At 68.1% G+C, this 25,455-nt stretch carries 18 protein-coding genes; 7 read left to right on the top strand and 11 right to left on the bottom strand.

Annotated features, from left to right (window positions below):
* Positions 1 to 3 precede the first annotated feature (3 nt).
* From Q8T13_14235 to Q8T13_14225, 3 genes are read left to right on the top strand one after another with little or no spacing between them, the layout of a single operon-like run.
* Complete coding sequence (locus Q8T13_14235) at positions 4 to 2,595, top strand: hypothetical protein (protein ID MDP3718919.1); 2,592 nt, start codon at positions 4 to 6, stop codon at positions 2,593 to 2,595.
* The gene (locus Q8T13_14230; protein ID MDP3718918.1) at positions 2,592 to 3,566 is read left to right on the top strand and encodes a glycosyltransferase family 2 protein; all 975 of its coding nucleotides are present in this window, start codon (positions 2,592 to 2,594) and stop codon (positions 3,564 to 3,566) included. The genes Q8T13_14235 and Q8T13_14230 overlap by 4 nt, the downstream gene beginning before the upstream one ends.
* Complete coding sequence (locus tag Q8T13_14225; protein MDP3718917.1) at positions 3,514 to 5,232, top strand: hypothetical protein; 1,719 nt, start codon at positions 3,514 to 3,516, stop codon at positions 5,230 to 5,232. Before Q8T13_14230 ends, Q8T13_14225 begins: the two co-directional genes overlap by 53 nt.
* Here Q8T13_14225 and Q8T13_14220 read toward each other — a convergent pair.
* Positions 5,133 to 7,673, bottom strand: coding sequence for a hypothetical protein (locus Q8T13_14220; protein ID MDP3718916.1), 2,541 nt, complete (start codon positions 7,671 to 7,673; stop codon positions 5,133 to 5,135). The two genes, Q8T13_14225 and Q8T13_14220, sit on opposite strands and share 100 nt — an antisense overlap.
* Before the next feature lie 343 nt (positions 7,674 to 8,016).
* Positions 8,017 to 10,458: a hypothetical protein gene (locus Q8T13_14215; GenBank protein ID MDP3718915.1), complete on the bottom strand. Its 2,442-nt coding sequence runs from the start codon at positions 10,456 to 10,458 to the stop codon at positions 8,017 to 8,019.
* 86 nt (positions 10,459 to 10,544) lie between these two features.
* Between Q8T13_14215 and Q8T13_14210 the strand changes: the two genes are divergently transcribed.
* Positions 10,545 to 10,877, top strand: a complete 333-nt coding sequence (locus Q8T13_14210; protein ID MDP3718914.1) for a hypothetical protein — start codon at positions 10,545 to 10,547, stop codon at positions 10,875 to 10,877.
* On the opposite strand, the gene Q8T13_14205 is transcribed toward Q8T13_14210, so the two are convergent.
* The 4 genes from Q8T13_14205 to Q8T13_14190 are packed head-to-tail and all read right to left on the bottom strand — an operon-like array spanning position 10,830 to position 14,826.
* Positions 10,830 to 12,101, bottom strand: coding sequence for a TIGR03087 family PEP-CTERM/XrtA system glycosyltransferase (locus Q8T13_14205; GenBank protein ID MDP3718913.1), 1,272 nt, complete (start codon positions 12,099 to 12,101; stop codon positions 10,830 to 10,832). The two genes, Q8T13_14210 and Q8T13_14205, sit on opposite strands and share 48 nt — an antisense overlap.
* 1 nt (position 12,102) lies before the next feature.
* A complete protein-coding gene (locus Q8T13_14200) occupies positions 12,103 to 12,708 on the bottom strand; it encodes an acyltransferase (protein ID MDP3718912.1) in 606 nt (201 codons plus the stop codon).
* The gene (locus Q8T13_14195) at positions 12,701 to 13,843 is read right to left on the bottom strand and encodes a glycosyltransferase (protein MDP3718911.1); all 1,143 of its coding nucleotides are present in this window, start codon (positions 13,841 to 13,843) and stop codon (positions 12,701 to 12,703) included. Before Q8T13_14195 ends, Q8T13_14200 begins: the two co-directional genes overlap by 8 nt.
* Positions 13,844 to 13,845: 2 nt before the next feature.
* On the bottom strand, positions 13,846 to 14,826 hold the full coding sequence (locus Q8T13_14190; GenBank protein ID MDP3718910.1) for a glycosyltransferase: 981 nt from the start codon (positions 14,824 to 14,826) through the stop codon (positions 13,846 to 13,848).
* Positions 14,827 to 15,087: 261 nt separating this feature from the next.
* Between Q8T13_14190 and Q8T13_14185 the strand changes: the two genes are divergently transcribed.
* Together Q8T13_14185 and Q8T13_14180 are read left to right on the top strand one after the other, a co-directional pair.
* Positions 15,088 to 16,308 carry a hypothetical protein gene (locus Q8T13_14185; GenBank protein MDP3718909.1) on the top strand — a complete coding sequence of 407 codons (1,221 nt, stop codon included), beginning with the start codon at positions 15,088 to 15,090 and terminating at the stop codon, positions 16,306 to 16,308.
* Positions 16,305 to 17,540 carry an ABC transporter ATP-binding protein gene (locus Q8T13_14180; protein MDP3718908.1) on the top strand — a complete coding sequence of 412 codons (1,236 nt, stop codon included), beginning with the start codon at positions 16,305 to 16,307 and terminating at the stop codon, positions 17,538 to 17,540. The genes Q8T13_14185 and Q8T13_14180 overlap by 4 nt, the downstream gene beginning before the upstream one ends.
* Here Q8T13_14180 and Q8T13_14175 read toward each other — a convergent pair.
* The 5 genes from Q8T13_14175 to asnB are packed head-to-tail and all read right to left on the bottom strand — an operon-like array spanning position 17,480 to position 24,079.
* Complete coding sequence (locus tag Q8T13_14175; protein MDP3718907.1) at positions 17,480 to 18,817, bottom strand: glycosyltransferase; 1,338 nt, start codon at positions 18,815 to 18,817, stop codon at positions 17,480 to 17,482. The two genes, Q8T13_14180 and Q8T13_14175, sit on opposite strands and share 61 nt — an antisense overlap.
* A complete protein-coding gene (locus tag Q8T13_14170; protein MDP3718906.1) occupies positions 18,814 to 19,974 on the bottom strand; it encodes a glycosyltransferase family 1 protein in 1,161 nt (386 codons plus the stop codon). Before Q8T13_14170 ends, Q8T13_14175 begins: the two co-directional genes overlap by 4 nt.
* Positions 19,967 to 20,833: a glycosyltransferase family A protein gene (locus Q8T13_14165; GenBank protein ID MDP3718905.1), complete on the bottom strand. Its 867-nt coding sequence runs from the start codon at positions 20,831 to 20,833 to the stop codon at positions 19,967 to 19,969. The genes Q8T13_14170 and Q8T13_14165 overlap by 8 nt, the downstream gene beginning before the upstream one ends.
* A 7-nt stretch (positions 20,834 to 20,840) precedes the next feature.
* Positions 20,841 to 22,214 carry a putative O-glycosylation ligase, exosortase A system-associated gene (locus tag Q8T13_14160; protein ID MDP3718904.1) on the bottom strand — a complete coding sequence of 458 codons (1,374 nt, stop codon included), beginning with the start codon at positions 22,212 to 22,214 and terminating at the stop codon, positions 20,841 to 20,843.
* Positions 22,175 to 24,079: an asparagine synthase (glutamine-hydrolyzing) gene (gene asnB / locus Q8T13_14155; GenBank protein MDP3718903.1), complete on the bottom strand. Its 1,905-nt coding sequence runs from the start codon at positions 24,077 to 24,079 to the stop codon at positions 22,175 to 22,177. The genes Q8T13_14160 and asnB overlap by 40 nt, the downstream gene beginning before the upstream one ends.
* A gap of 182 nt (positions 24,080 to 24,261) precedes the next feature.
* Here asnB and Q8T13_14150 point away from each other — a divergent pair, with 182 nt between their 5' ends.
* Entirely contained in the window at positions 24,262 to 25,455 is a 1,194-nt protein-coding gene (locus Q8T13_14150; protein MDP3718902.1) for a glycosyltransferase, read from the top strand.

Raw genomic sequence — 25,455 nt, 5'->3', positions numbered from 1 at the left:
GCCATGAGCAGCCGGCCGATCCCCATTCGTGTCGCCCTGGACCCAGCGGCGCCGCCGTTCGAGCGGCACGGCGAGCCCGTGTCGATTGGCGTCGCGTGTCCGCGCGGGCAGGTGCACCGCGGGCAGTTGTGGTCGCTGTTTGCACCGACCGGTGGCCCGGTCCCACTGCAGACCACGACGCTCGACCGGTGGGGCGATGGCTCGGTGCGTTGGCTGCTGGTCGAGTTCCAGGCCGACCTGATTCCGGGAGAAGCCTCGAGCTACATGCTGGTGCCTCACGCCGACGGCCTGGTCACCCCCGCATCACCGCTGTCGATCGATCACGCCGGTGCGTGCATCAGCGTGGTCACGGGGGCCGCCCGTTTCGACATCGCGCGCAGCGGACCGTCGTTGTTCACCGATGCGCAGGTGGACGGGATGTCGCTACTGGCAGCCACCACGCTCGAAGCCGAAGACGGTGACGGCCGGCACTACGAGTTGGCGATTCGCCGCGCCACGGTTGAGCGCGCCGGTCCGCTGACCGCCATGGTGCGCCTGGACGGTGTGCTCGCGGCCGGCGATGGCGCCGACTGGCTCGATGCGACCGTGCGCCTGCAGTTCCACGCCGGGCTCGGCGCCGTCCGCGTCGAGGTGTCGGTGACCAATCCGCAAGCGGCAAAGCACGCCGGTGGGATTTGGGATCTCGGCGATCCCGGCTCGGCGCTGATCCGCGATCTGTCGGTCCGGATGGTGCGCCAGCCGGGTCTGCCCGCCGACGTGTGGGCCTCGCTCGATCGCACCGAGCCGATGTCGCCGGCCGGTGAGCTGTGTGCCGTCTACCAGGATTCGAGTGGCGGCGAGCACTGGGATCACGCCACGCACGTGAACAGCCAGGGCGCCGTGCCGCTGGCCTTCCGCGGCTTCCGCGCGTTGCGGCAGGGCGGCGAACAGGCGGGATGGCGGGCGACACCGGTCGTGTCGATCGGCAGCGGCGCCTCGCGGATGACCGTGGCCATGCCGCGCTACTGGGAACTGTTTCCGAAGATGTTGACGGCCGGCGGCGAGGACTGTCGCATTGGCCTCCTGCCACGCGAAAGCGCCGGTCTCCACGAGTTGCAGGGCGGCGAGCGCACGACCTTGACCTTCGTCGTGTGCTGCGGCCGCGACACCGTGTCGGCCGAGCCGCTCGCGTGGGCGCGTTCACCACTGCAAGTCGCCGCCGATGCGGAAGCCTACCGGCACGCCGGCTGCTGGTCGCCACTCGGCGCCGGGACCGCGGCGTCGCGAGAGGGCTACGAGGCGCTGGTCAATCACGCGATCCAGGGCGAGCAGTCGTTCCGCCAGCGCCGCGAGCAGGTGGATGAGTATGGCTGGCGCAACTACGGCGAGATCTATGCGGATCATGAGGCGGGTGGGGCTGGTGGGGCGGGTGGGGCGGGTGGGGCGATGGTGTCGCATTACAACAACCAGTACGACGCCATCGCCGGTTTTGCCACGCGCTTCCTGCAGACGGGCGATGCGCGGTGGTTCGCGGCCATGGACGAACTGGCCGGCCACGTCACCGACATCGACCTGTACCACACCACTCGTGACCGGGCCGCCTACAACGGCGGCTACTTCTGGCACACCCAGCATTACGCGCCGGCCGGCACGGCCACGCACCGCGCCTATTCGCGCCTGTCGGGAGCGGCCGGCGGCGGACCGTCGGCCGAGCACAACTACACGAGCGGCCTGCTGCTGCACTACTGCCTGACCGGGTCAGAACGCTCGCGCGCCGCCGTGGTGCAGCTCGCCGACTGGGTCATGGACATGGATGACGGTCGCAAGTCGCGCTTCCGCTGGATCGACCATCGCGACACGGGCCTTGCCAGTGGCACGCGTTCGCCCGACTTTCATGGTCCCGGCCGCGGCGCCGGCAACTCGATCAACGCCCTGCTCGACGCCCACCGGCTGACCAGCGACCCGCGCTACCTGGCCAAGGCCGACGCGTTGATCGCGCGGTGCGTGCATCCAGACGATGACCCCGAGTCGTTCAACCTGCGCGATGCCGAGAACCGGTGGTCGTACACGGTGTTCCTGCAAACGCTGGGCAAGTACCTCGAGCACCGGGCCGACCATGGCCTGCTCGATGCCCCGTACGCGTATGCCCGTGAGGTGCTGCTCAACTACGCCGAGTGGATGTCCACCTACGAGCGGCCGTACCTCGACACGCCCGAGCGTCTCGAGCACCCCACTGAAACGTGGGCGGCCCAGGACATCCGCAAGGCCGCGGTGTTCGAGTTCGCGGCCCGTCATGCCGAGGACGATGTCGCCCGGCGGCGCTTTCTCGAGCGGGCCGACCAGTTCTTCGAGTACTCGATAGCGACGCTCCAAGCGTCGCCGACCGGCCGCCTGGTGCGCCCGCTGGTGTTGCTGCTGGCGTATGGCTTTCAGCGTCCCATGCGGCCGCTGCCGCTCGCGACCACGCAGGCGTTGCCGGTGCCGATGGTGTCACGGGCCCCGTTTGTTCCCCTGCGGCGTCGCGTCGTCCAGCGGCTGATGCTTGCCGGCGCGGGGGTCTCGGCCGCCGCGCTCCTCCTCCTTGTCCTGCTCCTCACCCGAATGGTGTCGTCATGAAAGTGGTCGTGTATCTTCCGGCGTTGAACGAAGCGGCAACCATCGGTGCCGTACTCGACGGCATTCCCTCGCGCCTGCCCGGCATCGACTTCATCCGCACCATCGTCGTGGACGATGGCTCGACGGATGGGACGTCGCAGATTGCGCAGCGCCACGGCGCCGCCGTGGTGCGCCACAGCCGTAACCTGGGCACCGGCCGGACCTTCGTCTCGGGCGTCTCGGCCGCTTTGCGGGCCGGCGCCGACATCATCGTCAGCATGGACGCCGACGGCCAGTTCCGAGGCGAAGACATCGTCCGGCTGATTGCGCCCATCCGTGAGGGCCGCGCCGACATCGCGCTGTGCTCGCGGTTTGCCGACGGCAACCTGGTCGGCGACATGAGCTGGCCCAAGAAGGCCGGCAACCAGTTGCTGACCGGCGCGGTCAGCTGGATTGCCGGCAAGCGCTTCACGGACGTGTCGTGCGGCTTTCGCGCGATGTCGCGCGAGGCGGCGTTGCGCGTCGATATCCACAGCGACTACGAATACATTCACGAGTCGCTGCTCAACTGGAGCCGCGTCGGCCTGACCATCGAGGAAGTGGCGCTGCCGGTGCTGGCCGAGCGTCCGGTGGGCGAGTCGCGCATGATGCGCAGCGTGCTGCGTTACGGCATGCGGTCGGGACCCGTCCTGATCCGCGCCGCCCGTGACTACAGCCCGATGAAGTTCTTCGGCATGCTGTCGTTGGCGGCGCTGGTGCCGGCCGTGCTGGCCGGCCTGTTCGTCACCATGCACTGGCTGCGCACCGGCGAGACGTTCCCGTACACCTCGCTCATTACCATCAGCGTGGGCGGGGTGCTGCTCGGCTTGCTCCTGGGGGTGGTCGCACTGCTGGCAGACCTGATCGCCAGGTTGCGCTTCCAGTTGGAGGAGATGTTGTATGAATCGCGCCGCAGCCGGCTCGACACGCCCACCATTCGCCGGGTGGGCTGACGCCGGGCGCCCGGCCGTGGTCGCGGCGCTGGCCGTGGGCGTGGCCGCGATCGCCCTTCGCGTGTCGCTGGCGCCGCAGTTCGACGGGTTGGATGACCTCGGTTACCTCGAGGCCGCGCAACGCGTGAGCCAGGGCCGTTCACTCGACGGCCTGTTCCCGCTATTTCAGACGCGCGTTGGCATGACCTATCCCATGGGCTGGCTGATGCAGTCCGGCTGGCTGGTGCCGTCGCAGTTCTGGGTGCTCACCGCCGTCGCCGAATGCATCACGCTCATGTCGCTCTTTGCCGGCGGGTGGCTGCTGGCGGGCACTGCGAGCGCCGGCCTCGCGGCCGCTGGGCTGTATGCGATCTACCCGCTGGCTGTTCAGCAATCGATGATGTTCTATCCCACCGCGTTTCAGGTCGCCTCGATTGCGGGCGCGCTCGCACTCATGGCCGGCGCGGAACGGGTGACGGGCCTACGCGTACGGCTGGCGCTGGCCTCGCTGGCGGGCCTGGCGCTCGGGCTCGGGTACCTGGTCAAGGAGGATGTCGCGATTGTCGTGCCGGCCGTCGCGCTGGCGTCACTGCTCACCGGGTTCCCGCGGCGATCGACGATGGTGGCGGTGATGGGAGGCGCGGCCGCGGTGTTCCTGGCCGAAAGCGCCGGCTACTGGATGAGCACGGGGCAGCCACTGTTCCGCCTCGCGGCGACGTCGGGCATGGGCGCGGCACCCACGGATCAACTGCAGATCTCGGAGATCTGGCAGTGGGACGCCTTCCTGCGATCGCTGTTCCTGATTCCGGCGCAGGTGGGCCTGTATTGGTGGCTGGCGGTTCCGGCGCTGTGGGCGGCGCGCCGGCACGGCGGCCGCCGGCTGGCGTTCGCGGCGATCGCGTTCCTGGTCCTGATGCTGTACTTGCAGTTCGGCAGCGGATCGTTGTCGTCGTACGAGCCCTTGCCGAAGACGCCGCGCTATACGGCGCTGGCGACGCCGCTGCTGATGCTGGTGTGCGGCGCGTGGCTCGCCCACCTGCTGAACAGCCGCCGACGCGCACTTGCCGTGGCCGCCGTGATCGTCGTCGCGGCCACGGCAGTGCCGTCGATCATCTACCTGCACGCCACCGCGAGCGAGCGGACCCGCAACACCCTCGCGGTGCTGCCGGCGCTGCGGGCCGTTGACCCCGATCAGTTGTTCACCGACTACTACGGCGCGCGCGTGCTGCGCGTCCTGGAGCCGGAGCTGCCGAAGGTCAGCGTGTGGTACCACGCGCGCTTCGACACCAACCAGATCGTCGTGCTGGGCAATCCTGCGGCCGCGAACCACGCGTACGTGCTGCTGGATCGTCAGGTGGCGAAGATCTACACCTCGTCCTACGAGATCGCGCTGCCGCCGGCGATCGCGGCGCCGCCGGCGGACTGGCAACTGGTGTGGAGTGGCCGGGCGTACCAGGAGGGCTCGTGGACGCGCGCGGGGCTGGAGTGGCTGCGGGCCGCGGCCAGCCGGCTGCCCAGCGGAAACCCGCTGAGCAGCCGTGTCGAGCGCAGAATGGGTGACCTGCTCGACGCAGACGAGGCGTTCCTCTACCGCGTGCCCGAGATCGTGAAGTCCATCGCGGTCGAGGCCTCAGCCTCATCGACCGGGTTGGCGGCGCTGCGCACCCAGACCGTGATGCGCCCGTAGGGATACGCCGTCGTCGGCGTCCAGGCAAGGGTGGACGACGTGGTCCAGCCGCCCACGACCTTCCAGCCGTTGTCGTAGATCCACCACTTGTACTGCAGTGGCCCGGTGCCGCCGGACGGGAACGCGACGAACGTGACCGTGGTCCCCAGCGGCTGCGGCGAGACATGGGTCGCGCCGATCTTCACCGAGTAGACTCGCGGCGACGTTGACGGGGCCGGCGCTGGTGCCGGTGCCGGCGCGGCGACTGCGGTGCCGGTGATCACCAAGTCCATGGCCGCCGAGGCTTCCGCTTCGTCCGCGGAATTGGCCGCGCTGCGGACCCAGACCGTGACTCGCCCGGCGGGGTAGGCAACCGTCGGCGTCCACGCGAAGGTACTCGAAGTGGTCCAGCTGCCGACCGGCTTCCACGAGCCGTCGTAGATCCACCACTTGTATTGATGCGGCGCGCCGCCACCAGTGGGCGTCGCCGAGAACGTGACCGTGGTGCCCGGCGCCTGGGGCGAGGCTTTGTTCGCAGCAATGGCGACCGTGGTGACGCGCGAGGTCGGGGCGGGCGCCGGGGCTGGCGCCGGAGCGGGCGCAGCGATGGCCGTGCCGGAGATCACGAAGTCCATGGCGGTCGATGCTTCCGCTTCGTCTGCCGTATTGGTGGCACTCTTCGCCCACACGGTGACGCGCCCGGCCGGGTAGGTCGTCGCCGGTGTCCACGCGAAAGTGCTCGACGTGGTCCAGCCGCCGACCGGCTTCCACGAGCCGTCGTAAATCCACCATTTGTATTGGAGCGGCGCGCCGCCGCCGGTTGGCGCGGCGCTGAAGGTCACCGTGGTGCCGGGTGGCTGTGGAGCGATTTTGTTGGCCGAAATGGCGACCGCGCTGACCCGTGTCGAGCCCGTTGATGGCGGCGGGGCCACCGCGGTTCCGGAGATCACGAAGTCCATCGCAACCGAGGCCTCGGCCTCGTCGGCCGTGTTGCCGGCGCTTTTCGCCCAAACCGTAATCCGGCCGGCGGGATACGTCGTGGACGGTGTCCAGGCGAACGTGTTCGACGAGGTCCATCCCCCGACGGGCTTCCACGAGCCGTCATAGGTCCACCACTTGTATTGCAGTGGCGTGGTGCCACCGCTGGGCGTGGCGGTGAAGGTCACGGTCGTGCCCGGCGGCTGCGGCGCGACCTTGTTGGCCGAGATCGCGACGGTTGAGACACGCCCGCCTGGTGCCGGCGCCGGTGCCGGTGCCGGTGCCGGTGCCGGCATGGGCGACCCGGTGGCGCCGCCGACCTTCAACGCGTGAATGAGCGGACGGTAGCCGTAGCCATCCTGGTCGGCCAGCAGTTGCGAGACGTAGATGGTCTTGCTGGCCGAGTCGTAGCCGACACCCCCAATGCGGACCATGGGTTCGGGTGTTGGCAGCGCGAACGGCCACACGCCGTACGGCACCACGTCCCACGGCTGCTTGGTGCCGGCCTTGACGGCGGCGAGGTCATTCAGGTCGTAGGCCCAGATTTGGTACTGGTACGGATAGGCATGCTGGCCCTTGGCAGGCGAGGTGGGGTCGTAGCAGTAGATCTCGTTGTCGGGCCCCTTCGTGCCGACCAGGCTTTGATCGGCGGTGCCGTTGCCGTAGCAGAACGGTCCGGTGCCGTTACGTCCGAAGTACAGCACGGTGCGGGTACCAGCAATGATCGCGACGCCGTTGATTTGCGTCGTGCCGCCATACGCGGGGCCGGTCGCGTCCCAGTGGCCGAGCGTGTGGTGATCGTGCGGATAGTAGAGGAGCGGGGTCGCCGGCACCAGGTCCCGCGAGGTGAGCCGCGTGGGCTCCCAGGCAAACGCGCTGGGGCCCCACGACGTACGCCAGGCAATGGGCAGGCAACACTGGCCGGTGATGGCCGTGGCCCCCAACTTCGCCTGCCACTCGGCGGGGACGTTGGCCATGTAGCCGGAGACGAAGCCGCTCATGTCGGCCCGCCACACCGGGGCCATCCCCACGAAACTTGCCGCCGACAAGCTGGTCGACCGCGAGTAGTGCGAGACGCGCTGAATGTTATTGGCGTCGTAGTAGATCGAGGCCGAGCCGTACAGGCGATTGCCATGCACGAGGATGCCGTCGATCGATACGTCGTCGCTCGCGACCTGCCACAGGTTGCCCTCGGTGGGATCGGCGAAGCCCTGAACGAACGACGCGAAGGGCAAGGCGTTGATGTTGGCGCTGTTGACCGGCGTGGGGATGGTGATCTCAGCAAGGCGGCCGCTGCGGCTGCCGACGAACAGGGAGTTGCGCGCGGGGTTGAACGCCACCGGCCGGCCGCCAATCGAGAAACTGTCGCCGTTGACGAAGTGGCCGGGCAACCGGAACGATCCGGCGTAAATCAAGTCAGCAAACTGGACCAGTGGGAGTGTTGACGGATCGTTGCCGCCGGCAGAACTGGCAGTGGTGCTCAACAGGAGTGCGCCGAGTGCGCACGCGATCGCACAGCAGTGTTTCCACATGTATTGGTGTCCCTCGTGAATTGTTTGGAGCAGCAAAACGACGGGCGCGAACACCAGCCGTTCAGTCTGCAAGCCGCGCTATCGCAAGGGATGGGCCAGAAACTGTATGGAGACCAAACAAAAATCACAAAAACGGAGTTTTCAGAGCGAAAACTGTGATGAGAATTTGCAGAAAGGCCGCACTCCCGTAGGCAAGACGGGAGTGCGGCCCTTGATTCAACCGTAATTTGTTACACCACGATGCGCCGTTCTTACGCGATCGTGATCACCAGCTCCACATTGTTCAGCCAGCTCATTACTTGATCACGAAGTCCATGGCCGCGGCGGCTTGCGGCTCGTCAGCCGTGGCGCCGGCGCTGCGCACCCAGACCGTCACGCGACCGCCGAGGTTGATCGCCGCGGGCGTCCAGTTGAACGTGCGCGACGTCGTCCAGCCGGTGATGGGCACCCATTGCTCGCCGTGGTAGATCCACCACTTGTATTGATAGGGCCCGGCGCCGCCTGTGGGCGACGCGGTGAACGTGACCGTGGTGCCCGGCGCCTGCGGGGCGACCAGATTGGCGCTAATGGTGGTGCTCGTGACGGGTGCCGAGGGCGCCGGCGTCGCGCCACCGACGATCACCATGTCCATGGCCGCGGCCGATTCGGCCTCGTCTTGCGTACTGCCGGCGCTTCGCACCCACACCGTGACGCGGCCACCGGCGTTGCCGGCCGACGAGGTCCAGGCAAAGGTGTTGGAGCTGGTCCAACCGCCCATCGGCTTCCAGCCCTCTTCGTAGATCCACCACTTGTACTGGTGCGGCGCGGCGCCGCCCGTGGGCGAAGCGTTGAAGGTGACGGTGGTGCCGGCGGGCTGCGGGGCGATCTTGTTGGCGCCGATGGTCACGGCGGTCACGCGCGCGGACGGTGCCGGCGTCACCGGTACCACCGGCGGCGCGGTCATTGCCGGAGGAGCGGCGATGACGAAGTCCATGGCCGCTTGCGCCTCGGACTGGTCGTTGAGGTTACCGGCGCTACGCACCCACACCGTGATGCGCCCCCCCGCGTTGGGCGCGGTCGGGGTCCACGCAAACGTGCTCGACGGCGTCCAGCCGCCCACGGGCTTCCAGCCGTCCTCGTAGATCCACCACTTGTACTGGTAGGGTGCGGCGCCGCCGGTGGGCGCCGCGCTGAAGGTGACCGTGGTGCCCGGCAACTGAGGCGCGGTCAGGTTCGCGGCAATGGTGACGTGGTGGACCGGACTGGCAGCCACCGCCGGTTCAACGATTGCGAACGGCACCGACGCCTCAGCCTCTTGCGCGTTCGCGGCGTTGCCGGCGCTGCGGACCCACACGCCGACCCGGTAGTCGGGATTGGCGGTGGCCGGCGTCCATGTGATCTGGCCGGACGAGGTCCAGTCGGTTGACGGCGTCCATGAACGGCCGTCGTGCGTGAACCACTTGTACTGGTAGGGGGCCACGCCATCGACGACGGTGGCCGAGAAAGTGGTGGTGACGTTGGTCTGTTGCGGCGCGGCCTTGTCGGAGGCGATCGTCACCTCGCTGGCCGTCGCGACCGACGCCACCGCGGGAATGTCGATCTGAAGCGCGTGAATGACCGGGCGGTAGGAATAGCCGTCCTTGTCGGCGCCCATCTGCGAGAGGTAGAGAATCTGGCGCGCCGCATCATAGCCCACCCCGCCCAGCCGCACGCTTGGCTCGGGCGTCGGCAGGTCGAACGGCCACACGCCGTAGGGCACGACTTCCCATGGCTGCTTGCGGCCGGCCTTCACGGCCGCGAGTTCGTTCAGGTCGTAGGCCCAGATCTGGTAGCGATAGGGGTACGCGTGCGAGCCCTTGTCGCCGCTGGTGGGGTCGTAACACCACATGGCGCCGTCGACGCCGTAGGTGCCGTGGAGGCTTTGGTTGCCGGTGCCGTTGCCATAACAGTTCGGGCCCGTGCCGTTGCGGCCGATGTAGAGCGCGGTGCGCGTGCCGGCGATGATGGCCATGCCACCCATCTGGATGGTCGCGCCATACGTGGGATTGGAGCCGTCCCACGCGCCAAGCGTCGGATGTTCGCCGGTGTAGTAGAGGAGCGGTGTCGCCGCGACCGCGGCCTGGCCGATGCTGGCCGGGTTGAACGCGAACGCCGCCGGCCCCCACGAGGTGCGGCTGACAATGGGAATGCAGCACTGGCCGGTGACCGTGGGCCCGCCGAGGAGTGCCTGCCACGCGTCGGGCACGAGCGCCATGAAGCCGGAGACGAACCCGGCCTTGCCGGTCTCCCACACCTGCGACCAGCCCGAGAAACTCGGCTGGTTCAGTTGCAGCGAGCGCGAGTAGTGCGACTGGCGCTGGGTGTTGTTGGCGTCGTAATAGACCGAGGCCGTGCCGTACAGGCGGTTGCCATGGACCATCAAGCCGTCAATCGCGACGCCGTCGCTGGCAATCTGCGAGAGGTGGCCTTCGGTGGGATCGGCAAACGGCTGCAGAAAGCCGGCGAAGGGCAGCGCGTTGACGTCGGTGCTGTTGACCAGGTGAGGGATGCTCACCTCGGCGACGCGGCCGGCGCGCGTGCTCACGAACAGTGAGTTCGACACCGGGTTGAACGTCATCGCCCGTCCGCCAATGGAGAAACTGTCGCCGTTGACCGATTCAGCCGGCAGGCGGAAGCCGCCCAGGTAATCAAGGTCGCCGGCCGTCAGCAACGGCAACTGCGACGGCTCGGTCGTTTGCGCCGTCGTGGTGGAAGCCATCGCGCCAATCATCGCCACTGCGGCGATCAGGCACACCAACGTCATCGCGCGTACAGATCTCTTCCCCATTGCCGGTCGGTCCTTTTGTGAAATTGTTGGGAACGGAACTACGCGTCGCCGACTACGCCGTCGATGCGCGGCTCACGCGGGACCGCTATCGCAAGTCGCAGACCAACCAGCCGGTGTGTGCGGTGTTTGAGTTGATGATGCGAAAGCAGGCGGGAAAATCGAAAAGCAGAATCCATGGACGCGTGTCACATGTGCGCGCACACATGCCTGTCGATGACGAACTTCACCGCGCGATCACAAAACTGATCGCGGTTGACGCGGTCGCGATCGCGAGCCAGCGTTTCTCGACGGGAATTCTGACGCTATTGTGGTTGAGAGACAGTTCCGTAGCCGATACGGACACTGTGTAGCGAAGCCATGCGCGGATCGCGCGCGTCACCGGAGCCGCGCGGACTGGCCGCGTGTTCCAGCAACGGCCACAACGGTTCGAGCGTTTGCGGCCACGTCAGGTGGCTCAAGTCCGAGCGACTGGCGCGTTCGCGCCGCTCTGTGGGCGACAACGCGAGCAGCGCCAGCACGTGGTGCGCGAACTGCTCCGGCGTGTTCGCGACCGACGATGCGTAGGCGGCGGCATCGGGCAGTCCGCCTGCGACGGCTTCGGTGATTACGATGGGCAGCCCCGCCGCGATCGCCTCGAGAGCCTTGTTCTGGACGCCGCGTGCGACGTGCAGCGGGGCAATCCCCACCGCGGAGCCCCATAGCCACTCGCGCACATCAGGCACGCGGCCGGTGACCTCGATCGTCCGGTCGCCGGCACACAGCCGCTTGAGCGCAGTGGTGGGATCGGACCCGACAATGGCGAGCGTGGCATCGGGCCTGGCGGCGCGCACCGACGGCCACACGTGGCGCACGAACCACTGCATGCCGTCGTCGTTCGGGGCATAGTTCATCACGCCGCAGAAGACGACCCGCGCCGAGGCGGACGGCCCGCCCGGCGGCTGGAGGCGGCCGAGCTCAATCCCGTTGTTCAGCACGCGCACGTTGGCCTCGGGCGCGAGCTGCCGCGCGATGGCCGCCTCACGGGCGTTGACCACCAGCGCCGCGACCGCATGGCGGGCCGCCTTGGCTTCGAATGCGCCCAGCGTGGCCGCCTCGCGGCGGTAGATCCAGGACAGCGGCCCGCTCGTCGCCGTGGCCATCTCGCGCCATTTCTGCGAGTCCACGTCAACGAAGTCCAGGACCAGCGGAATGGCCGCGAGGGGCGGCTGCAGCGCAAACCGCGCCATGCCCGAGCAGTAGGCAAACACCACGTCGGGGCGTTGCCGCCGGCACACTTGCTCGAGCACGCCGGTCATGCCGGGCGCATCGAGCAGGCCGTGGGTCAGCGGCGTGTCGCCCAGCATGGTCATGGCCGAGCGGGCGTAGTTGCGAAGCTTCGGGACGCGAACCGTCTCGACCCGTGTCACGAACTGCCGCACCTCCTCCACATGCGACGCCTCCTCATCGTCATGGACCAGGGACACCAGCTCGACTTCAGCGCGCTGCTTCAGTCCCTGGAGCATGTGGTACGCACGGAGGCGATCGCCGCGATTAGGCGCGTAGGGCAGACGATGGGTGAGCACGAGTATGCGCATGTCAGGCCGACCGTTCGTTGATGTGGCGGTCCCGGGTGCTCAGCACGCGGGCTGGTACGCCGCCGGCGACCGCGCGTTCCGGAATGGGCCGCGTCACGACCGCGCCCGCGCCAATCACGGCATCACGGCCCACGTCGGCCAGCACGACCGCAGCGCTGCCGACCCAGGCGCCGGCGCCAATACGCACGGCTGACTTGAGCGTCGGTTGATCGCGAATGGGCACGGCAGGATCGTCGGTGCCGTGGGTCCGCGCGCCACTTGGGACATGCACGCCAGCCGCAAGCAGGACGTCGGCCTCGATGATGGCCCAGCCCAGGTGGCAGCGGGGGCCGACGTAGGCGCGCCGGCCAATGGAGGCTTTCACTGATGAGAACAGCGTGCCGAATTCAATGGTCGCATCCGCTGCGCACGACTGCAGCGTTCGCGACAGGAAGGCCCGCCGGAGGTATTGACCAGTGAGTCCCGGCACGATCGCCCAGGCCTGGGTCGAGGCTTCAAGGGCCCGATCGGGCCCGACCGCGAGCGACCGCAGCTGCCACGACAGCACGGACGGCGTGACCGCGAGCCAGGCCAGTGCGCGGGTGGCCGCCTTCACGGCTTCACGCATGGCCCATCATCTCGGCGTAGATGCTTTCGACCTTGCGCACGCGGGCCTCGAACGACAACTCGCCCTCGACGCGCAGGCGCGCCCGGTCGGCCATCTTGCGCGCAACGGGTGTGTTGGCCAGGGCTTCCTGCATGCCGTGGATCAGCCGATCGACCCGGCCGACCGGCACAATGCGGCCGTGCACGCCGTCGTGCACCAGTTCGGCGGTGCCGCCCGCCGCGGTGGCGACAATCGGCGTCTCGAGGGCCATGGCCTCGAGCACGGTGTTGGGCGTGCCTTCGTAGTCGGACGATTGCACGAACAGATCGAACGCGTGATATGAGGGCCGCACGTCGTTGGTATGCCCAACCAACGTGCAGCTCTCTGTTAACCCCAACGCGCCTATCTGCGCGTCAAGGGGGTCTCGCTGGCTGCCATCGCCGACGATGAATAGCCGGGTGTTGGGCCGCCGGGCGTGCACGACGGCGAATGCTTCAAGCAGCAGGTCAAATCGCTTTTGCGGTTCGAGCCGGCCGACCGACCCAATGGCCACCTCGTCTGGTCCGAGCTTCAGCGCCGCGCGCGCCGATTGCACCAGCGATTCGTCGCGGCGGAACTGGCGCGGGTCAATGCCGTTCAACACCGTGGTGACGCGGGTGGGGTCGGCGCCGTAGCGCGTCAGCTCGCGGCCGATCTCGCTCGAGACGGCGATCAGGCGCGAGAATCGCGACAGCACTTTCTTGTCGGCCGGGTAGTAGCACAGCCGCTCGCGCGTGGAATGGCCGGTCCAGCCATGCACCGTTGACAGCGCCGCGACGCCCGTGGCCTTGGCCAGCAGCAGGGCCAGGATGTCGGTCTTGTAGTCGTGGGCATGCACCAGATCGATCCGCCGGTCGGCGACCAGGCGGCGCAGTTGCGGCCAGACCGAGGGGTCGAACGAATGGCGCTCGGAAATCTCGATGTAGTCCACGCCGGCCTGCTCCGCGCGCTGGTCGATGCCGAAGACCGTGTCGCGCTGGTCGCGCAGGTAGCACACCGTGACGTGCGCCCGCTTCGGGTCGGCCATGGCGGCGCCCATGAGGATGGTCTTCTCAGGGCCGCCGCCAGTGCCCCTGACGCTGCGCAGTTCGAGGACGCGAACCGGTTGGGCGGACATGATCAGGCCACCCGCCGCGCGCGATGGCTGCCGCGCGCCACCAGCGCGACGGCCCGGGCGGCATCGAAGACCACCGACACGGCGAGCGCCTGCGCGGCCGAGCGGCTGGCGGAGCCGAAGCTCTGATCGCCGGCGCCTCGTCGGCGGCGCGACATCATCACGGCCCTGGCCAGGGCCGGCACCAGCGCCACGGTGAGGCAGGCGACGGCGATGAACGGATGTCCGGTCAGGGCACTGACGATGCCGGTGCCCACGATGAGGAGATCGGCCACCGGCAGCAACGCGCTGCGCAGATGCTGGAACGTGCGCGGTCCGCTGAAGGTCACCTTCAGATTGTCGCGGCCGCGCCAGAGCTCGCCGAAGAACAATGCCTTGAGCGTCCGCGGATCACCGAAGTGCACGCTGCGCAGCGCCGGGTCGGCGACAATGCGATGGCCGGCCTGGCGCAGGCGGTTGCAGAGGTCCACGTCCTCGCACGCGGTCAGCGTGGTGTTGAAGCCGCCAACCCGCTCAAACGCGCTGCGCTTCACGGCGAAGTTGCCGCTGCCAATCCACGCCACCTCCTGCCGCTGCTCCGGGCGAACGCGAAGTCCGTCGTACTGCTGCTGCACCCAGTTGGCCTGGGGCTCAGTCAAGTAGGCGCACCCGGTTGCCGCGATTTCGGGGGTCGACAGGATGGCCACCGCCGCGGTGATCCACTGCTGGTCGATCTCGTGGTCGGCGTCCACAAACGCGATGATGCTGCCAAGCGCCGCGCGGGCGCCGCGGTTGCGCAGCTCGGCGACGCACGTACCGGGCGAGCGCAAGACGATGGCGCCGTATTCGCGGGCGGCGCGGCCCGACCCATCCTCGGACTCGTTGTCGATGACCACGATCTCGATCAGCGCGCGAGGATAGTCGTTGGAGACGATGCTGGTCAGGCAGCGACGCAGGCGTTCTGCGTCGTTCCTGACCGGGATGACAAACGAAACCAAAGGTCGCACACCCTGCCAATAGCAAAGACCTCGCCAGCGTTCGGCGTGGTTTCGGCGCAACTTACCGCATAGAAGTAGAGGCGGGACTTCCGTCCCGCCTGTCCGAAGTCCCCGCGGTGCCGACAAAAGGTCCTGCCGCTGCCGACAATTGGCCAGCCGGCAGCCGAATTCCCCCGCTAATGGCGGCACGGAATTCGCTATATACCGGGTGTGTCCGCGATCCACCCCATCAGCCGAACGCTTGCGCTTGTGGTCTTTGCCGTCCTTGCCGTGTTCGCAGTCCTGGGCGCGGTCGTCACTATTCCCGTGCTGACGCAAGCGGCGGGCCCATCCGGCCAGGTTCGGCCGATCACCGATCCCACCAGCCTGCGGCGGCTGGAGTTCGCCGACCTCAACTATGCCGGTGCGTTCCGCCTGCCGTCGGCCGAGAGTAACGGCGACAGCTTCTCTGCAGCCGGCGGGCCGCTGGCCTTTAATCCCGACCGGCAATCGCTGTTCGCCGGCACACGCAGTGGCCGCGTGGCCGAAGTAACAATCCCGGCGGCAGGAAAGAACGACTCAATCGCCGAACTGCCGATGGCGGAGTACCTGCAGCCCTTCGCCGATCCGACGGAGGGCCGCATCAGCGAAGTCGCCGAGGAGGGTGCCGCCCTGGCCGGCTTGCTGGTTCACAACGGCCGGCTCTATGGCACCGGCGTGATCTACTACGACGCCTCCAACACGCAGACGGTGTCCCATTTCTCGCGCCCGATCACACTGGCCGAACGCGGCGCCAGCGCCATGCGGCGCCTGGGTGAACGCGGTCGCACGGGGTTCGTCGCCGGTTACCTGGCGCTGGTGCCGCCCGAGTGGCAAACCCGGTTGGGTGGCCCCGCGGTGACCGGCCAATGCTGCCTGCCGATCGTGGGGCGCACGTCCTGGGGGCCGGCGGCCTTTTCGTGGGACCCCGCTGCGCTCGAGCGGCCGGGCGACATCGACGCGGCTGCGCTCGTGTACTACACCGGCGAACACCCCACGCTCGGCCCGTGGGATGGCTCGAACCCGACCTACGGCGGCACCATCCAGATGGGCGGCCTCGCCTTGATCGCCGGCACGCGCACGGCACTGTTCGTCGGCCGCAACGGCCTCGGCCCGTTCTGTTACGGCAATGGCACCGGCGACCAGGCGCTGGCCAAGACCGGCCGCGACGGTGAGCACTACTGTTACGACCCGACCAATTCCGACAAGGGCCAGCACGCGTACCCCTACCGTTACCAGATGTGGGCCTATGACCTCGACGAGTGGGCCGCGGTTCGCGCCGGCCGTCGCGATCCCTGGAGCGTCAAGCCCTACGGCGTGTGGCCGTTCGAACTGCCGTTTCCTGAGCCGGGTGTGCGCATTGGCGGGGTCGCGTACGACGCCGCCGGCCAGCGCCTGTTCGTGTCGCAGATGCACGCCGATCGCGATGGCTTTGCCTATCGTCCCCTGATTCACGTCTTTCACATCCCATGAGCCAACCTGCTGTCGTATTCGATCAAGTCTGGAAGAAGTTTCGCCGGGGCGAGCGGCACGACAGCCTGCGCGATGCGGTCACGTCGCTGATCAAGAAGCCGTTCACGGCCAGGCCCGACCAGGATGCGCTCGACCAGCAGGAGTTCTGGGCGCTCAAGGACGTGTCGTTCGAGGTGCAGCCCGGCGAAGCCATCGGCATCATTGGTCCCAACGGCGCCGGCAAGTCCACCACGCTGAAGCTGCTGACGAAGATCCTCCGGCCGACCAAGGGCGCGTGCCGCGTGCGGGGCCGCGTCGGCGCGCTGATCGAGATCGCCGCCGGCTTCCACCCCGACCTCACCGGCCGCGAGAACCTGTACTTGCAGGGCGCCATTCTCGGCATGAACCGCGCCGAGGTCGGTGGCAAGCTCGACGCGATCATCGAGTTCGCGGGCATCCGCGACTTCATCGACACGCCGGTCAAGCGCTACTCGTCGGGCATGAACGCGCGGCTGGGCTTCGCGGTGGCGGCCCACGTCGAACCCGACGTGCTGCTGATCGACGAGGTGCTGGCGGTCGGCGACTTCAGCTTCCAGCAGAAATGCTACGCGCGGCTGCAGGAGTTCCGCCGCTCGGGCGCGGCGATCGTGTTCGTGTCCCACAACATGCAGGCGATTGTCAGCCTGTGTGACAAGGCGGTGCTGCTGCGGCCCGGGCGCACGGCGCTATTGGCACCGGTCGGGGAAGTGGCGGCGCTCTACGCATCGCCTGATGGGCAGGTGGTCGATTCGCGCATCACGATGGGCGACGTGCGCCTGGCCGAAATGGCGCGCCGGGCCCCGATCACGAAAGCGGTCGAGCCGGGCACGGCGCTCACGCTCGACGCCCGCATCCACATCAACACCCTGCTGCCGCGCTGCCGGGTGAACTTCGAAGTGATCCGGCACGACGGCCTGATCATGTTCAGCGGCAGCCCGATGGTGGACGGCGACCCGGCGATCGATCTCGAGCCCGGGTCGGTGCTCGAAGCGCGCGTGCAGTTCCGCGCCAATGTCCTGCGCGGCACCTACCGCATCGTGTTGCACCTGGTGGACATGGACAAGCTGTGGACGCCGATCGAGATCTCGGGCCTGGCCTCGTTCGTGGTCCACGAGACGACCCGCGTCGCCGGCTGCGCCGAGCTGGCGCCCTCCTACGAGCTTTCGGTCAGCGCGCCGGGCGCCAGCGTCGAACTGGCCGCTCGCGCGGTCTGAACCGGGGCCGCGTGGTGGCGGCTCGAAACCTCGTCCAGCAGCGAAGCCAGCCGCTTGGCCAGGTTCGGGCGCTCGAACATCGAGAGCGCCTCGCGATTGAGCGGCGGCACCGCGAGTGCGCGGTTCTGGCACGCGTTCTTGATCGATTCCAGTAACTGGCCGGGATCGTCCTGCGCCACCGCCACGCCGCCGCCGACCTGCTGGATGATGCGGCCGGCATCACCATCCGGATGCGTCAAGGCGAGCACCGGCCGGCCGGTCGCCAGATACTCGTACATCTTGCCGGGCAATCCCAGTTGCTGACGGGCGCCGTCGCCGTTGGTCAGGAACAGGATGTCGGCCGAGTGCATCAGCGCCACGGCATCCTGGTGCGACAGCACGCCGGGTTCCTTGATGTGTTCCCCAAGACCACGACGAGCCGCCTCGCCTGGCTCGAACCCGGCGGCAATCACCTCGACCTTCGCCAGCACCTCGGGACTCGATCGTTTCAGCCAGTCGATCACGTCGTAGAGGGGCGAGGGGTTGTAGCCCTCTTTCCACACGCCGGCATACGCAATCCGGAAGGTCGCCTGGGGCGACCGCACCGGGGCGTCCAGGTCAGCGGGATCGAAGCCGTTGAAGATCGTGGAGAACTTCGCGGCATCCAGCTCTGGATACGCGGCGATCATCCGTTTGGTCATGGTCGGCGCCACCGTCGTGACGGCCGAGGCGTGCTCGACCACCACCCGTTCGAGCGACCGCTCTTCGTTGGCCGGCGGGCGCTCCGACCGGAACAGATCTTCGCCCACCCACGGATCGCGGAAGTCCGCCACCAGCGGGACGCCGGTGGCCTTCGACAGGTCCACGCCCGCCAGCAACGTCGACCACGGGAAGCCCGTGGCGTAGATCGCGTCAAACTGTTCTTCACGCATCAGCCGCAGCGCCGCGCGGCGGGCCGTGGGGCGCCACAGGGCGTAGAGGTCGGGCTTGCGGAAGCGTTCACGCAGCCGCCAGCTGACCGCGTCGGCGAGCCGCTCGCCGGCCCGGATGCCGCCGGTCCACTTCTTGATGGCATCGCTGATCTGTTCGTTCACCATCGGCACGCGGACCACGCGCACCCCGGCCGGAATGTCGGCCAGCAGCCCCTCGTCCACGCGATGACCGTCGGCGTGCGACGCGGTGACGACAGTCGGCTGCCAGCCGAACTGCGACAGGTACTTGACGAACTTCAACGGGCGCTGGGTCCCCGAGTTGGCGATCGGGGGGAACAGGTACGCCAGCAACAGCACGCGTTTCATGAGGTCACTCCCTGCTGCACGCCGCGGCCTTGCTGTTCGGGCCGCTTGAGCCCGACCTCGTCGTACACCGCCAGCGTGCGCTCGGTGTAGGCGTCCCACGAGTACTGCTGCGCCCAGGCACGGGCAATGCGATCGGGCCCCTGGGTCCCGCGCGTCTTCAAGATCTCGCGCAGCGTCCGAACCCACGCCGGCAGGTCGTCCACCGGCAGGACCACCGCGCCCGGGCCCTTGAGCTCGGTCAAGCTGCCGACGTCGCTGAACAGCACCGGGGTGCCGACCGCTTGCGCCTCGATCACCGGCAGGCCGAACCCTTCGTACAGGCTGGGATAGAGCACCGCGGCCGCCCGCATGTAGAGCCGCGGCATGTCGTCTTCGCTGACAAACGGCGCCATGATCAGCCGGTCCTGCAGGTTACGCGGCACCATGCGGCGAAGGTTGTCGTGTTCGCCCTTGGCGACGCCGCACACCACGAGCGTCGCGCCGGTGTCGGCCGCGCCCCACCACGCCTGCAGCGCCCACATCAGGCGCTTGCGCGGATCGCTGCCACCCAGGTACAGCAGGTAGGGCTCGGCCACGGTGCGCCCGTCGAGTTCGATCGGCCGCCGGTCCACTGGCGCGTCGAGATAGCGTTCATCGACTCCAGGAGAGATGACGTGCAGCTTCGGCTGCAGATGCGGCCACCGCGACAGGATGTCGCGGCGAGAGCAGTCGCTGACTGTCGTGATGGCGGCGGCGCGACGGTACGCCGCCGGCAGCAGGCGGTCGCGATAGAAGCCGGGCGGCCAGGCCGGATCCTGTTGCTGCCACGGAATGGTGTCGTGAATGGTCACGACCGTCGGTACCGGTTGCCACCACGGCATCGACGTGCCGGGCGCGTGCAACACATCCACGCCGAGCTGCTGCGCGCGGCGCGGCAGCGACCATTGCTCCCAGGCGTGCAGGCGGTCGCCGCGGGTCTCGAACACCGACACCGCGCACGCGTCTTCATTTGGCACCTGCATCGGCTGGTCGGGCCGGTCGGCGAGCAGGTGCCAGTCGACCGCGCCGCTGGCGGCGGTCCGCTTGACGAACTCGAACACCGACTTGCCAATGCCGCGCAGGTGCCCGGTGTTGAGGCTGCGCGCGTCAATCGCGACGCGAAAGGGACGCTCACGCATGGATGCACACCCGCAGCGCTTCCTTGAACGGTTGCAGTGTCAGCGGCCAGGCTGCCGCGGCGGCCGCGTAGTTGCGCAGGGCGTCGATGCGGGCGCCGGCCTGGCTGGCATCCCAGCCATTGGTGCGGCACGTCTCGGCCCAGATCTGTCGGCGCACATACCAACTGAGCTGGCGGCCTCGCTCCGACTTGAGGGCGCGCGATACCGCCCGCCGCCGCGCCGGCGCCATGGCCCGGTAGTTGCGGCTCATGCTGTTGGGCGTGAAGCGGTAGCCCACGAGGGGTTCCGGGCAGACCGAGAACTCGTACCGCTCGGCGGCCCGCAGCCACAGGTCCCAGTCTTCGCAGCCGCCCGGCTGATGCGCGAACCCGCCCAGTTCGGCGAACAACCCGCGCGTCATCATCACGCTCGACACGGTGATGAAGTTGCCGCGCAGCATCAGCGGCACGAACACATCACCCGACAGCAGCGGCGTGATCTCGCTCTGCACTTCAGGAAGATGCCCGCGTTCGCCGAAGTTGAAGCGATTGGTATAGGAGATCGGGGTCTCGGAGATCGCCAGCTGCGACTCCAGTTTCGTCGGCCGCCACACATCGTCGGCATCGAGAAAAGCGAGCATGGCGCCGGTGGCCAGGCGCGCGCCGGTGTTGCGCGCGCCCGAGACGCCGGTGTTCGCCTGCCGATGCACGATGATGCGATGGCCGTAGGTCGTGAGGATGGCCGGCGTATCGTCGGTCGAGGCGTCGTCAACGACGATGACCTCGCGGTCCCCGTGGGTTTGCGCCAGGGCGGAATCCACCGCCTCGCGGATGTAGTCCGCGGCGTTGTAGGCGGGAATGATGATCGAGACTTTGGGCATGGCGTGGTTATCCCCAGGCAAATTCGGGTTCGGGCATGGCCGCCGGACGTACGGCGGCGACCGGCCGCGGCGTGGCGAGTGCGGCGAGGCGCGCGCGTTCAGTGGCGGCCTCTTTGACCGCCACCGCTTCAAGCGCCATCGTCAGGGCGAAGAAGTGCCACAGCATTTCGTTGTATTGGAACGACACGAAACTGCCGCCGACGATGAAGGCGATCAGGGCGGATTCAAGGCCGATCGCGTAGGGGCCAAGCGGCCCGGGAATCTCGCCGCGCTGCGCCGACTTGCGCACGCGACGGCACGCGCGCAGCGACGTGAAGACGATGGCGCCGAACAGCAGCAAGCCGGGATAGCCAAGCTCGCCCAGGACCCCGAACCAGGCGCTGTGCACCGCGCGGTTGGTCAGATACTGTCCGTCGGTCCAGTCGTACGCGTTGTACGCACGCGGATAGCCGGCGTGGCCGACGCCGAGCAGCGGCCGATCGTTGGCCATGGCCACCGCCACCTGCCAGAAGTGCAGGCGGCTCTGCTGCGAATCGTCTCGTTCTTCGGCTGGGGCCGTGATGGTGGCCATGCGGTCCCAGTACGCCTGCGGCAGCACCGGCAGGACCAGCGCCACGGCGATGGCAAACGCAGCCAGCGTCCGTAGCTTGTGCTGCGAACGCCAGAAGTACATGCCACCGACCGCGCCGATGGCCAACAGGCCACCGCGCGAGTAGGTGCTGACGGCGCGATACAGGACGCCGATGCTCAGAAACTGGTACGCGCGCTTCTGCCAGCCGGTGCTGGTGATGCCGAGCGCGCCGACCATGGGCAGCAGCATGGCCATGCCGACCGCGACCAGGTTGTTGTCGCCGAGAAACGGCACGCTGTTGGTGTTGGGCGCGCCCGGGCTGAGCACGAGCGTCGCCCACCCCTGCTTGCCGGCCTCGAACCCGAGCGAGAGCACGATCACCGTGAGGATCAACCGCAGGTCCTTCGCGTCGGTGATCAGCACGGTCAGCAGGTAGCTGACGACGATGGTCTTGGCGAACTCCTGCCAGTAGCTCATCGAGTACGCCTGGTTGGGCCCGAGCAGCGACGACACCAGGCCCAGTGCCAGGAACAGGAACATCATCAGGTTCCGGTAATCGACCCTGAACTTGACGGGCGAGAACGCCGTTCGAATCAGCAGGAACGCGCCGGCGAAGTACGACAGGTTCAGGGTGGCGAAGACATCGCTCCACGCCCACGACTCGGGCCGGAAGTACGCGATCCACAGGTAGAACGCCGCGGCGAAGAGCGGGCTCTGGATGGCGAAGCTCCACCCGATTACCAGCGCGATGATGACGACGATGGTGCGAATCACGCGGCCCCGGCCGGCGCTGGTTCGTTCCGGGCCCAACGTTCGAGCATCCAGACGGCCCACAGCGCGAAGGAGTGATCGGCCTGCCCGGAGCGATGCTCCTCGAACAGGCGGCCGACTCGAGCGGTATCAACCATGCCGTGGCTGCGCGCGCCCGGCGAAAGCACATCGTCTCGGAACTGTTCGGCGTACGGTCCCCTTAGCCACGAGGCGACCGGCGCCGTGAACCCGCGCTTGGGTTGATGCACGACGGCGCGCGGCAACCGCCGTTCGGCGAGTCCGCGCAGCAGCGACTTGGGCTGGCCGTGCGGCATCTTGCTGTGGGTGGGGATCCGGAACGCCAGTTCCACCAACCGGTGATCGAGCAGCGGGCAGCGAATCTCGAGGCTGTGCGCCATGCTCATGCGATCGACCTTCACCAGCGGATCGTTCGGGAGATACACCTTGAGGTCCGCGTACTGGGCCTTCTGCACGGCGCTCGTCGAGCGGCACTCGCGATAGGGCCGCGTGACCTGCTCGTAGACCGGGCTCTCGGCCGGTTCGCGGGTAGGCGCCTTGCCGAGCAGCGCGCGCGTGTCGGCCGGCTTCAGGAAGCACAGGTCGGCGTAATACGCCGCGGCTGGATCGCGGCCGAGGTTCTCGAGCACGTTGCCCAGGCGGAAGGGACGCGGGAACGCGCGCGAGCGCGGCCAGCGCGCCCCGAGCCAGGCGGCGGCCTTGCGCCCCGGCTTGCCCGGGATCAGCCGGCGCGCCTGCGATTCCATGGCATGCGGGGTGTAGCGCCAGTCGTAGCCGCCGAACGCCTCGTCTGCGCCGTCGCCCGACAGCGCCACCGTCACATGCTGGCGAGCCATCTGGCTGACGTAGTAGGTCGGGATGGCCGAGGGATCGGCAAAGGGCTCGTCGAACGCCGATACGATCGGATCCAGCACGTCCTCGAGTCGCGGATCCACGGTGGCGGTGTGGTGCTCGGTCGAGTAGCGGGCGGCCGTCATGCCCGCCGTCGCCAGTTCGTTGTGCGCCGCGTCGGCGAAGCCCACCGAGGCGGTGACCGGCGGCGCGCCCATGGTTTCGGCCATGTACGAGACGACCAGCCCCGAGTCGATGCCGCCCGACAGGAACGCGCCGATCGGCACTTCGCTTTCGAGCCGGCGCGACACCGCGGCCGACAGCCGCGCGTGCACCTCGTCCACCAGCGCGCCGCGCTCTCGCGGATCGGTGTCGAATGCGGCGATGTCCCAGTACTGGCGGATCGAGGCGTGCGCCCCATCGAGGCCCAGCACGTGACCCGGTTCGAGCTTGCGGACGTGGCGATAAGCGGTTGCCGGGGCGATGAAGTACCCAAGCGAGAGATAGCCTTCGACCGAGTCGAGGTCGGGAGCGCCGTCCCACAGCGGGCTGGCCTTGATCGCCTTGATCTCGCTCGCGAAGTGCAGCACGCCGCCGAGCGTGGCGTGAAACATCGGCTTCTTGCCCAGGCGGTCGCGGGCCAGGAGCACGCGGCGCGTGTTCTGGTCGGCAATCGCAAACGCAAACATGCCGTCGAGGAGATCGACGCACGCATCGCCGTACTCTTCGTAGGCGTGGACGATGGCCTCGGTGTCGGAGTGGGTGCGGAAGCGGTGGCCGCGCGCCTGCAGGTCGCGGCGCAACTCGGCGTGGTTGTAGATTTCGCCGTTGAAGACAATCCAGACCGAGCGGTCTTCGTTGGCCATGGGTTGCTCGCCGCCGGCCCGATCGATGATCGCCAGGCGCCGGTGCCCGAAGGCAAACCACGGGGTCGTGTGCGCGCCGCCTCCGTCGGGGCCCCGGTGGCGCAACCGATCGGTCATGGTGGTGATCGCGCCCGCCACGTTCGGCGGCAGATCGCCCTCAAGACTGACAACGCCACAAATGCCGCACATGACCTTCACTAAAGCAAACGGCTCGCCATGATCGGCTACCGGTAAACCCGCCCAATGGCGAATCAAAGTCCCACATTGGCCGATGAAAGGCCCTGAGTGAGCAGACTTCGTCCCGAGCGCCCTAGCCCTCCCAGCCCTCCCAGCCCCCGAAACCTTGGCACGTTCTTGGCTTGGGGACAGACGTGCCCAAGCCCCGCGTCATGCAGCTCGTCCTCAGCCTTTCACCCGGAGGAACCGAGCGGTTGGTGATCGAGATCTGCCGTCACCTCGCGGATCGCATCGACTCGTCGGTGTGCTGCCTTGACGAACCGGGCGCGTGGGCGGCGGAGCTGGCGCCGCTCGACATCCCGGTGGTGTCGTTGTCGCGCCAACCCGGTTTTCATCCGGGGCTCGCGCTCGAGCTGGCGCGCGTGATCAAGGACAGGCACATCGACGTCGTGCACTGCCATCACTATTCGCCCTACGTGTATGGGCTGCTCGCTACCGTCCTGCATCCCCGCGTGCGCCTGATCTTCACCGAGCATGGTCGCCTGTCGGGCGCCGGCCCCTCGCGCAAGCGCCAGATCGTCAACCCGATGCTGGCGTGGTGGCCGGCGCGGCTGTGTGCGGTGTCGGCCGATCTCAGGCGGCACATGATCAACGAGGGCTTTCCCGGGCGCCGTCTCGAGGTGGTCTACAACGGCATTGCGGCCGGCGAGCGGCCGCGTCCGGCACAACGGCAGGCCGCCCGCAAGGCGCTCGGCCTCGCGCCTGGAGCCCTGGTCGTCGGCAGCGTGGGCCGGCTCGATCCGGTGAAGAACCTGCCGGCCTTGCTGCGGGCCCACGCGAGGTTGCTCGCCGAACATCCCGAAGCTCGTCTGGTGATCGTTGGTGATGGACCTGACCGCGACGCCCTGCACGCCGAAGCCCGCGCCCTGAACATCGCCGACGCGGTCGTGTTCACCGGCTACCGCGCCGATGTCCGTGCGGTGCTGGCGGCCTTCGATGTCTACGCCAACAGCTCCCGCTACGAGGGCGTGTCGCTGACTATCCTCGAAGCGATGGCGGCGGGTCTGCCGGTGGTGGCGACCGATGTTGGCGGCAATCCCGAGGTGGTGATCGATCACGAGACCGGCCGCCTGGTGGCCGGCCACGCCAGCGCCCTGGTCGGCGCGCTGGTGGAGCTGGCGAACCACCCGAAGCGACGCCATGCCATGGGCGATGCCGGACGGTGGCGGGTCAAGCGACATTTCTCGCTGGACCGCATGGCCGAGCAGTACGCGGCCGCTTACTTTGGTCCGCGGCACCAGGCGAACATCGCCGCGCCGGTGATGGCGCCGGTGGTCGGTACCCAGAGCCCAGCCAGCCCAATCGGCTCCGACCCCATCGCCAACTGA

This window comes from Acidobacteriota bacterium (genome assembly GCA_030697165.1).
In the GTDB taxonomy this organism is placed as follows: domain Bacteria; phylum Acidobacteriota; class Vicinamibacteria; order Vicinamibacterales; family UBA2999; genus 12-FULL-67-14b.
This window is presented reverse-complemented; position numbering and strand designations above follow the sequence as displayed.